Here is an 11,160-nt window from a genome sequence, read left to right as displayed (position 1 = left end):
TTCTCGACCGAGGGCGGTCGCTCGTACGTCAGGACGTCCGGTTCAGCTGAGTCCGAGATCGTCCACCATCCTGAAGAGGTCGCCGTCCGTCGCCGATTCGAGTTGCTCGGCGAGATCGGCGCTTTCCGTTCCTTCCTGGGTGTCGCCGTACTTCGCGAGGAGGGTGCGCAGCCGCTCGATCACGTCGGTGCGGCCGATCTCCTCCAAGGTCATGGCCGACAGCCCGGCTTCGAGCCGGTCGAGGCCCACCGACACGGGCACGTCGCCGGCGTCGCCGCCGAGCGCGCCCTGAGGGGCCAGCTCCTGGTACAGGAAGCCGGCCAGGGCCGTCGGTGTCGGATAGTCGAACACGAGGGTGGCGGGCAGGCGTCGTCCGGTGATCGCGTTGAGCCGGTTGCGCAGTTCCACCGCTGTCAGGGAGTCGAATCCGAAGTCCTTGAAGGCGCGCGCCGGTTCCACGGTCTCCATGCCGCCGTGGCCGAGTACAGCCGCGACATTGCGGCGTACGGCGTCCAGCACGATGCGTTCGCCTTCCGTCGCCGGCACACCGGCCAGCCGTTCCCGCAGACCTGCCGCTGCTGTTCCGGCGGCCTCCCCGGCCTGCCGCTGCCCGGGCAGCACCCGGACCAACTCTCGCAGCACGTGGGGAACTTCACCGCCACTGTCCCGGACCGACGCTCGTACGGCCGCCACATCGAGCCGCATCGGGGCGACCACCGGGGCGTCGCCCGCGCAGCAGGCGTCGAACAGCGCGAGTCCGTCGGCCGTCGGCAGTCCACCGAGTCCGATGCCTGCCATGCGTCGCTGGTCCGCCTCGCCCAAGCCGCCGGTCAGCGCGCTGCGCTGCTCCCACAGCCCCCAGGCCAGCGACAGAGCGGGCAGGCCCTGGGCGCGGCGCCTGGTGACGAGTGCGTCGAGGAACGCGTTCGCGGCGGCGTAGTTGCCCTGCCCGGCGGCTCCCAGCGTGCCCGCCACGGAGGAGAACAGCACGAACGCGGTGACGTCCGCGTCGGCCGTCAGCTCGTCGAGGACGGCAGCCGCCTCCGCCTTCGGGCGCAGCACCGCGGCGATGCGCTGGGAGGTCAGCGAGGTGACGACGCCGTCGTCCAGCACGGCCGCCGCGTGCACCACACCCTTCAGCGGGTGTTCGGCGGGGACGGCCGCGAGCACCGCGCCGAGGGCGTCGCGGTCCGCCGCGTCACAGGCGGCCCAGGTCACCGAGGCCCCCGCGGCGACGAGTTGGGTTGTCAGTTCCGCCGCGCCGTCCGCCTCGGCGCCCCTGCGGCTGAGCAGCAGCAGGTGCCGTATCCCGTGCTCCGCCACGAGGTGCCGGGCCACGAGACCGGCCAGCGTGCCACTGGCGCCGGTGATCAGCACGGTGCCTCGCGGGTCCCAGGTCGCGGCCGGTCCGGCAACCATGGACGAGCCGGTCTTCGCAGTCGGCCCGCTCTCCGTGGTCGGTCCGGTCTTCGCGGTCGGTCCGCTCTCCGTGGTCGGTCCGGTCTCCGTGGCGCGGATGAGCCTGGGCACCAGCACGCGTCCGGCGCGAGCGGCCAACTGCGGCTCGCCCGCGGCGAGGGCGGCGGCCACGGGCGCCGACGCGGCCTCGGCCGGATCGTCGGTGTCGAGGAGGAACAACCGGTCGGGGTGCTCTGCCTGCGCCGAGCGCACCAGGCCCCAGACGGCGGCTCCGACCGCGTCACGCACGACCTGCTCGGCAGGGTCCGCGGCGAGTGGCGAGGTGTTCACCGCCCCTTGGGTGACGATCACCAGGCGCGCATCGGCGAAGCGGTCGTCCGCCAGCCAGTCCTGCACCCACGCCAGCGTCCCCGCCACCGCCGACCGCAGCCGCTCGCCCTCGCCCGTGCCGGTGCCGAGAGCACCCGGCGCGGGGAGGAACACCCACTCCGGGAGGGAGTCACCGTTGCCCTGCGCGTGCGAGCCGGTATGGGCCTCGCCCAGGCTCTTCAGGTCCGCGTGCGTGGCCACCTCCCAGCCGCCCGACCGCAGGCACGCGGCCAGACCGGCCTCGTCGGGTTCGCCGACCACGGCACAACGAAGGGCCGAGGGCGCGTCGGTCTTCGGGAGTGGCATGGCCTGCCAGTCCAACCGGAAGAGGGACTCGCGCAGGGCAGCACCCCGGGCGGTGTCGATCTGCTCGGCCGTGACGGGGCGCGTCACCAGTTCGCCCACAGAGGCCACCAGCCGGCCGGACTCGTCCGCCACGACCGCGGACACACCGTCGGCGCCGGCGGACGAGAGCCGTACCCGGAGCGTGCTCGCGCCGGTGGCGTACAGGCAGACGCCGTTCCAGACGAACGGCAGCCGGATCTGGTCCCGATCCTCGCCACCCGGCTCGGTCAGGCCCCCCGGACCGGCCACGTGCATGGCCGCGTCCAACAGCGCCGGGTGGAGTCCGAAGCGCACGGCCTCCGCCGTGTGCTCCTGCGGCAGCGCGACCTCGGCGAACACTTCGGCACCGCGTCGCCAGGCCGCCCGTACCCCCTGGAACACCGGCCCGTACGCCAGCCCGCCCAGCGCGAACCGCTCGTACATGCCCTCGATGTCCAGCGCCTCGGCCCCGGCCGGCGGCCACACTCCCGGCTCGTCCGACACCGACTCCGCCACCTCGGCGGCACCCTTGGTCACGACAGCGCCGACGTGCCGCGTCCACGGCTGGTCCGGGTCGCCGGACTCCTGTCGCGCGTACACGCTGACCGGGCGTCCGCCCTTGTCGTCCGGTCCGCCGACGACGACCTGGAGCTGGACCCCGCCGGTCTCGGGCAGGACCAGCGGGGCCTCCAGCACCAGGTCGTCGACCCGCGTGCAACCGAACCGGGCACCGGCGTGCAGAGCCAGGTCCACGAAGGCGGTCCCCGGGACCAGCACGGCGCCCAGCACCGCGTGATCCGCCAGCCACGGCTGCGTACGCGCGGACAGTCGGCCGGTGAACAGGCAACCGTCGGAGTCGGGCAGCGTCACGGCCGCACCGAGCAAGGGGTGTTCCGCCGCGCCCAGACCGACCGAGGCGACATCGCCGGCGGACGGTGCCGCCTCCAGCCAGTACCGGTCTCGTTGGAAGGCGTAGGTGGGCAGCTCCACCTGCCGGGGACCGTACGGCGCGAGGTAGGCGGCCCAGTCCACGTCCTGGCCCTGGACATAGACCCGCGCCAACGCCTCCAACAGCGAGCCGACGTCGTCCCGGTCCTTACGCAGCACCGGCACGAACGACACGTCGGCAGCAGTTTCCTGCCCCATACCGGACAGCACACCGTCCGGACCCAGCTCCAGGCACACGGACACGTTCTGGGTGGTCAGCTGGGTGACACCGTCGGCGAAACGGACCGCCTCCCGCACATGCCGCACCCAATACTCCGGATCACACACCTCACCCGCACCGGCAAGCCCACCCGTCAGATTCGACACCAACGCAATCCGCGGAGCGCTGTAGGTCAGCCGCTCGGCCACCTGCCGGAACTCGGCCAGCATCGGCTCCATCAACGGCGAGTGGAACGCATGCGACACCCGCAGCCGGCGCACTCGCCGCCCCTCGGCCCGCCACACCTGCTCCAGCTCCGCGACAACCGCTTCAGCCCCGGAAACCACCACAGCCGACGGACCGTTGACCGCGGCCACGTCCACCTCGGCACGCCCCGCCAACACAGCCCGGACAGACGCCTCGTCCGCCTCCACCGCGAGCATCGCCCCACCCGACGGCAGTGCCTGCATCAAACGGCCGCGCGCCGCCACCAACACACACGCATCCTCCAGCGACCACACCCCCGCCACGAACGCCGCAGCGACCTCACCGATCGAATGCCCACCCACCACATCAGGCGTCACACCCCACGACGAGAGCAGACGGTAAAGCGCAACCTCCAACGCGAACAGACCACACTGCGTATAAGCCGTCGCATCCAACGCCTCGCCGTCCCCGAAGACGACCTCACGCAACGGACGCTCCAACAACGCGTCGAACCGCCCGCACACCTCATCAAAGGCCTCGGCGAACACCGGGAACGCCTCATACAGCCCCCGGCCCATCCCCACACGCTGACTGCCCTGACCGGAGAAAAGCACCGCCAGCTTCCCCGACGCCACCTGCCCCCGCACCACACCAGCAGCCGGCTCACCCGCCACCAACGCAGCCAAACCAGCCTCAAAACCAGCCCGCTCACCCGCCAGCACCACAGCCCGGTACTCGAACACCGACCGAGCCGCAACGAGCGAGAACCCGACATCCACCGGCGACACGTCGCCCGTCGCGGACGCAGCCAACCGCTCCGCCTGCCCCCGCAGCGCGGCCTCGGACTTCGCCGACACCACCCACGGCACCAACGGCGGTTCAGCTTCGGCGCGCTCGTCGGCAACCGTGTCCGGTGCGGGCGTGTGCTCCAGGACGACGTGCGCGTTCGTTCCGCTGGCGCCGAACGAGGACACACCGGCTCGGCGAGGGCGGCCCGTCTCCGGCCACGGCGTCGTCTCGGTCACCAGCTCTACGGAACCCAGCGTCCAGTCGACGTGCGGTGACGGCTCGTCCACGTGCAGCGTCCGCGGCACCAGCCCGTGCCTCATGGCGAGAACCATCTTCATCACACCAGCCACACCGGCCGCGGCCTGCGTGTGGCCGATGTTCGACTTGATCGAGCCCAGCCACAGCGGACGGTCCTCCGGCCGGTCCTGGCCGTACGTCGCCAACAGTGCCTGCGCCTCGATCGGGTCACCCAGCTTCGTGCCCGTACCGTGCGCCTCCACCACATCCACCTGGTCAGTGGAGAGACCCGCACTCGCCAGCGCGGAACGGATCACCCGCTGCTGCGAGGGACCGTTCGGCGCCGTGAGACCGTTGCTCGCGCCATCCTGGTTGACGGCCGAACCACGCACCACCGCCAGCACCCGGTGACCGTTGCGGCGTGCGTCCGACAGCCGCTCCAGCAGCAGCATGCCCGCACCCTCGGAGAAACCGGTGCCGTCCGCGCCGCCCGCGAACGCCTTGCAGCGGCCGTCGGGGGCGAGACCACGCTGCCGGCTGAACTCCACGAACAGCGCCGGCGTCGCCATGACGGTCACACCGCCGGCCAGCGCCAGCGAGCACTCACCCTGCCGCAGCGACTGCACCGCCAGGTGCAGCGCGACCAGCGAGGACGAGCAGGCCGTGTCCACCGTCACCGCGGGACCCTCGAACCCGAACGTGTACGAGATGCGACCTGAAGCGATGCTGCCGGCGGTGCCGTTGCCGATGTAGCCCTCGACGCCCTCCGGGACGGACAAGGAGCCGTAGTCGTGGTGCATGATCCCGGCGAAGACTCCGGTCTGGCTGCCGCGCACCGACGCCGGATCGATACCCGCCCGCTCCAACGCCTCCCACGACGTCTCCAGCAACAGCCTCTGCTGCGGGTCCATCGCCAACGCCTCACGCGGCGAGATACCGAAGAACCCCGGATCGAAATCAGCCGCGTCGTAGAGGAAACCACCCTCACGGGCGTACGCCGTGCCCTTGTGCTCGGGATCCGGGTGGTACAGCGCCTCCAGGTCCCAGCCACGGTCGTCCGGGAACGCGGCCATGGCGTCGCCGCCCCTGGTGAGCAGGGACCAGAGGTCCTCGGGGGTGCGTATGCCGCCGGGGTAACGGCAGCTCATCGCCACGATCGCGATCGGCTCGTCCACCGCCGTCCCCCGTCGGGTGGCCGGGAGCGCCGCGCGCACGGTGCCGCCATCCGCGCCACCGGCCGCCGTCAGCTCCGTCAGCAGGTGGCGGGCGAGCCCGGCGGCTGTCGGGTAGTCGAACACGAGCGTGGCCGGCAGCCGCAGGCCGGTCGCCGCGTTGAGCCGGTTGCGCAGTTCCACCGCCGTCAACGAGTCGAATCCGAGTTCGCGGAAGGCGCGGTCGGCCGCGACCTCGTCGCCCGGTCCATAGCCCAGGACGGCGCCCACGTGGGTGCGTACCAGGTCCAGTACGACCTGCTCCCGCTCGGCCTCCGGCAGTCCGGCCAGATCGCCTGCGAGGCCGTCAGCCGCACCGGCCGCGGTCGTGGACGCTGCCGCCGTGCGCCGCGCGGTCGTACGCACGAGTCGGCGCAGCAGCGGCGGTACGGGGCCGTTCCCGCCCCGCAGCACCGTGCCGGCGAGCCGTACGGGCACCAGCAGTGCCTCGCCCGCGGCGATCGCCGCGTCGAAGAGGGCCAGTCCTTCTTGCGACGACAGCGGTACGACGCCCCCGCGGGCCATCCTTGCGAGGTCGGTGTCGGCCAGGTGGCCGGTCATCTCGCTGCGTTCGGCCCAGAAGCCCCAGGCCAGCGAGACCGCCGGCAGGCCCTGGGCGTGGCGGTGCGCCGCCAGGGCGTCCAGGAAGGCGTTGGCCGCCGCGTAGTTGGCCTGTCCGGCCGCGCCGAACGTCGCCGCGGCGGAGGAGAAGAGCACGAATGCCGACAGGTCGAGGTCCCGGGTGAGTTCGTGCAGGAGCAGGGCCGCGTCCACCTTCGGGCGCAGTACGGAGTCCACGCGCTCGGGCGTGAGGGCGTCCACCACGCCGTCGTCCAGCGCACCCGCCGCGTGCACCACCCCGCGCAGGGGCATGTCCTGGGGGATGCGTGCCAGCACGCCGGCCAGTGCTTCGCGGTCCGTCACGTCGCAGACCTCGAACACGCCCTCCGCGCCCAACGCGGCCAGGTCCGCAGCCAGTTCCGGTGCCCCCGGGGCGGCTTCGCCCCGGCGCGACAGCAGCACGAGGCGCCGTACACCGTGTTCGGCGGCCAAGTGGCGGGCGACCAGGCCGCCCAGTACGCCGCTCGCTCCGGTGATCAGTACCGTCCCGTCGGTGTTCCACGGGTCGGTCGGTCCGGCCGTCGTCGACGCGGACGCCGTCCTGACCAGCCGGGGAGCGCGGAACTCGCCCGCACGTACGGCGATCTGGGGCTCGTCGGCGGTGAGGGCCGCGAGGGCCGCGCCGGCGGCACCGCTCCAGATGTCGGGGCCGGTGCCGAGGTCGGGCACGGCGTCGAGGTCGACCAAGTGGAACCGGTCCGGGTGTTCCGTCTGCGCGGATCGGACCAGGCCCCACACGGCAGCCGCCGCCGGGTCCGGCACATCCTCGCCGGGTGCGGTGGCCACCGCACCCCGGGTGAGGAAGACCAGCCTCGAGGAGTCGGCTGCCGCGCTGCCGAGCCAGTCCTGTACGGCGCGCAGGGCCCGGTGCGTCAGCTCGCGCGTGGCGGCGGCCAGGTCCTTCGCCTCTTCCCCCTCCACACCGACCGGGGCGAAGCACGGCAGGAGCACGATCCGGGGGACGTCCTCCGCCGCGTTCGAGGGCAGCCGGTCGAGCGACGGCACCGGCGACCCGGCCGATTCGTGTGCGGCCCTGGTGCCCGAGGGGTTCGTACCGAGCACCGCCCAGTCATCCGCGGCCGCCGTCTCGGGCACGGCCTGGAGCGCCTCCCAGCGGACCGCGAACAGCGAATCCGGTGTCGACCGCGTCGCGGCGCTGTCGAGCAGCTCCGGCGAGACAGGGCGACCCACCAGCGAGCCGACGGACGCCACCGGTGCCCCGGTCACGTCGGCCGCCAGCACCGACACGCCATCCGGTCCCGTCCTGGACAGGCGTACCCGGAGCGTGCTCGCGCCCGTGGCGTGCAGGGAGACCCCGCTCCACGCGAACGGCAGCCGTGCCGCGCCCGGCTCCTCGGCGTCGCCGGCATCACGCGCGTCCTGACCGGTCAGATGGGAGACGCCGGTCACATGCAATGCGGCGTCCAGCAAGGCCGGGTGAATTCCGTAGCGTTCCCCCTCCGCCCACTGCTCCTCCGGGAGGGCGACTTCGGCGAACACGTCGTCGTCGCGCCGCCAGGCCGCCCGCACGCCGCGGAAGACCGGCCCGTACTCAAGTCCGAGCGCGGCCAGCTGTTCGTACAGGCCGTCCACCGTGAGCGCGGCGGATCCGGCCGGCGGCCAGACGGCCAACTCGTCCGCCTCGGCCAGCACTTCGGCGTCGGCCGTGCTCAGTACACCTCGGGCGTGGCAGGTCCAGGCTTCCTCGTCGTCACCCTCGACGCGGGAGTACACGCCCACCTCACGGCGGTCCGGATCGTCCGTACCCCCTACGACGACCTGTACCTGTATCGCGCCGTCCTCCGGCAACACCAACGGTGCCTGGAGCGTCAGCTCCTCCAGACTCCGGCACCCTGCCGCGTCCGCAGCCCGCAGCGCCAGCTCCACGAACGCGGTCCCCGGTACGACGACCCTCCCCAGCACGAGGTGGTCAGCCAGCCAGGGCTGAGCCGCCAGCGCCAACCGGCCGGTCAGCACCAGTCCATTCGCGTCCGCCAGGGAGACCACCGCGCCCAGCAAGGGGTGATCCGCCGACCCGAGACCGACGGCGGTCACATCACCGACGCGGGAGGCGGGTGACTTGAGCCAGTAGTGCTGGTGCTGGAAGGCGTAGGTGGGCAGGTCGACGCGCCGGGCGCCGGTGCCCTCGAACACCGCCGCCCAGTCGACGACCGCACCACCGACGAACGCCTCGGCGGCCGAGGTGAGGAAACGGAGCAGGCCACCCTCGTCACGGCGCAGCGAACCCACGGTCGTAACGAGGGAGTTGGTGTGGGACTCGGCGGTCTGCTCGATGCCCATCGTCAGCACCGGATGCGCGCTGGACTCGATGAACAGACGGAAACCGTCGTCCAGCAGAGCACGTACGGTCTCCGCGAAACGCACGGTGTGGCGCAGGTTGCGATACCAGTAGCCCGCGTCCAGAGCGGTGGTGTCCAACACCTCAGCCGTCACCGTGGAGTAGAACGGCACCGAAGCGGCCTGCGGGGCGATCCCCGCCAGCTCACGCAGGAGAACGTCCTCTATCTCCTCCACATGCGAGCAGTGCGAGGCGTAGTCCACCGCGACCCGGCGAGCCCGCACACCCTCCGCCTCACAACCCGCGAGGAGTTCGTCCAGGGCGTCCGCGTCACCGGAAACGACCACGACGGACGGGCCGTTGACCGCCGCGACCGCCAGACGACCGCTCCACGCCGACAGCCGCTCCTCGACGGCCTCCAGACCCAGGGAGACGGACACCATGCCACCGCGCCCGGACAGCGCCCGGATGGCCTTGCTCCGCAGAGCCACGACCTTCGCCGCGTCCTGGAGCGACAGGGCACCAGCAACCACGGCAGCGGCGATCTCACCCTGCGAATGACCGATCACGGCCGCGGGCTCGACACCGTAGGACCGCCACACCTCGGCCAGCGAGACCATCACAGCCCACAACACCGGCTGCACGACATCGACCTGCTCCAGCCAGCCGTCACCACCGTCACCGCGCAGGACGTCGCTCAGCGACCAGTCCACGAACGGCGCGAGAGCCGCCGCACACTCACCGATCCGCTGCGCGAACACCGGTGAGGAATCAAGAAGTTCGGCGGCCATGCCCAGCCACTGCGAACCCTGACCGGGGAAGACGAACACGGCACGGCCATCGGCACCGCTCGCGCTCCCCCGCACCACACCCGCGACCTCACGGCCCTCGGCCAGTGCCTCCAGCCCACCGACCAGATCACCCAGCACCACAGCCCGATGCTCGAACACCGAACGACCGCTCACCAGCGACAGACCGACATCGACCGGAGACAGCCCACCCACGGACGCCGCCAGCCGCTGCGCCTGACCCCGCAGCGCGGCCTCGGACTTCGCCGACACCACCCACGGCACCACCACCGGCGCCACCACAGCCTCAGCCGGCTCCTCCTCCGGAACGGAAACAGGAGCCTGCTCCAGGATCACGTGCGCGTTGGTACCGCTCACGCCGAACGCCGACACACCCGCCCGGCGCGGTTCCTCGGTCTCCGGCCACGACGTGGCCTCGGTCAGCAGCCGCAGGTTACCGGCCGACCAGTCCACATGCGGTGACGGCTCGTCCACGTGCAGCGTCCGCGGCAGCACACCGTGCCGCATCGCCAGCACCATCTTCATCACACCAGCCACACCGGCCGCCGCCTGCGTGTGACCGATGTTCGACTTCACCGAGCCCAGCAGCAGCGGACGGTCCTCCGGCCGGTCCTGGCCGTACGTCGCCAACAGCGCCGTCGCCTCGATGGGGTCACCCAGGGTCGTGCCCGTACCGTGCGCCTCGACGGCGTCGATCTCGGCCGAGGACAGGTGGGCGTTCGCCAGTGCCTGGAGGATCACCCGCTGTTGGGAGATGCCGTTGGGCACTGTCAGGCCGCTGCTGGTGCCGTCCTGGTTGACGGCGGAGCCGCGGACCACAGCGAGGACGGGGTGTCCGTTGCGCTGCGCGTCGGAGAGCCGCTCCAGCAGCAGCATGCCCACGCCCTCGCCCCAGCCGGTGCCATCCGCACCGGCCGCGAACGCCTTGCAGCGGCCGTCAGGGGCAAGGCCCCGCTGCCGGCTGAACTCCACGAAGAGTCCGGGTGTCGTCATCACCGTCACGCCGCCGGCGAAGGCCACCGAGCACTCGCCCTGGCGGAGGGACTGCACGGCCAGGTGCAGGGCGACCAGCGAAGACGAGCAGGCGGTGTCCACCGTCACGGCGGGGCCCTCGAAGCCGAAGGTGTACGAGAGCCTGCCGGACATCACGCTGGCCGCGCTGCTGGTGGCCAGGTAGCCCTCGACTCCCTTCGGAGCCTGGCGCAGGGCCTCGATGTAGTCCTGGCCATTGGTGCCGATGAAGACGCCCGCCTTGCTGCCGCGCACCGAGGCGGGTGCGATGCCGGCTCGTTCCATCGCCTCCCAGCTGGTCTCCAGCAGCAGCCGCTGCTGCGGGTCCATCGCCAGCGCCTCGCGTGGCGACACGCCGAAGAACGCCGGGTCGAAGGCGCCCGCGTCGGACAGGAAGGCGCCTTCCTTGACGTACGAGGTGCCGGCCCGGTCCGGGTCCGGGTCGTACAGGGCGGCGAGGTCCCAGCCCCGGTCGTCCGGGAACTGGGCCACGGCGTCGCCGCCGTCGGCAAGCAGCTTCCACAGCTCTTCGGGCGAGCTCACACCGCCGGGGAAGCGGCAGCTCATCCCGACGATCGCGATCGGCTCCTGGGCCTTGTCCTCGACATCACGAAGGCGGCGCTGTGTCTGACGCAGATCGGCCATGACCCGCTTCAGATACTCGACAAGCTTCTCTTCGTTCGACACTTAGTCCCGCCCCCTCGTGGACACCATACT

General features: G+C 71.9%; 1 protein-coding gene. It reads right to left on the bottom strand.

Annotated features, from left to right (window positions below; genetic code table 11):
* Positions 1-42: 42 nt before the first annotated feature.
* Entirely contained in the window at positions 43-11,130 is an 11,088-nt protein-coding gene (locus tag ACIGYR_RS03120; RefSeq protein ID WP_399605306.1) for a type I polyketide synthase, read from the bottom strand.
* Positions 11,131-11,160 lie beyond the last annotated feature (30 nt).

Source organism: Streptomyces sp. NPDC053076 (assembly GCF_044546845.1).
In the GTDB taxonomy this organism is placed as follows: domain Bacteria; phylum Actinomycetota; class Actinomycetes; order Streptomycetales; family Streptomycetaceae; genus Streptomyces.
Note: the sequence above shows the minus strand (reverse complement) of the source record. Positions and strands in the feature narration are given on the sequence as shown.